General features: G+C 80.6%; 1 protein-coding gene. It reads left to right on the plus strand.

Annotated elements, in window-relative coordinates; all coding sequences use genetic code 11:
* Nucleotides 1-183 precede the first annotated feature (183 nt).
* Nucleotides 184-792 (plus strand): acyl-CoA dehydrogenase family protein (locus B7P34_RS36050; RefSeq protein WP_146167048.1); only part of this gene is annotated, 609 nt, incomplete at its 3' end.

Consider the following 792-nt stretch of genomic DNA (forward strand, 5'->3'; position numbering starts at 1 on the left):
CCCCGGCAGGCCGCGGCCAGGGGCGGGACCGGGCGTGACGACCAGCGCGCCGGGCCGGAACGGGGCCTCGCTCAGTCTGCGCGCCGCGGGTACCGGCCCGGCCGCCCCGTGGCCCGGGCGGTGCGCCAGCGCCCGCACGCGGCCACACGCCAGGGCTCGTCCCGTCTCACAGGAGCGGCCGGCATGCATTTCGCACTCGGCACCGAGCAGCAGGACTTCGCGCGCGCTCTCGGCCGGATGCTGGGAGCGGCGGACACCCCGGCGGCCGTGCGGGCCTGGGCCCGGGGTGATCACGGGCCCGGTCTCGCCGTGTGGGAGCGGGTGGCGCGGGCGGGGGTGTTCGAGCTGGCGGTGCCGGAGGCGTTCGGGGGCGTGGGTCCGCTGCCGGCGGAGGTGGCGGTGGCCTTCACCGAGCTGGGCCGGTACGCGGTGCCGGGCCCGGTGGTGGAGACGGTCGCCGTGACGGCGCTGCTGGCGCGGCTGGCCGGGGCGGGCCGGACCGTGCTCGCGGAGGCGTGGCTGCCGCGGGTGTGCGAGGGCGGGGCCCTGGTCACGGCGGCGCTGCCGGGGACGCCGGGCGGGAGTCCGTACGCGCTGGACGCGGACGTGTGCGACGCGGTGTTCGTCGTTCCGGCCGGGACGGACGACCTCTTCCTCGCCTCCGGGCACGGCCCCGTGCAGCCCTCCGTGGACCCGGCGCGGCGGCTCGCCGGACCGCGCTGCGGGGCGGAGCCGGTGGCCTCCGGGCGGGCGGTGCGCGAGGCGGCGAGGCACGCCGCGGACTGGGCGGCG

The organism is Streptosporangium nondiastaticum (assembly GCF_003011965.1).
GTDB lineage: Bacteria > Actinomycetota > Actinomycetes > Streptomycetales > Streptomycetaceae > Streptomyces > Streptomyces nondiastaticus.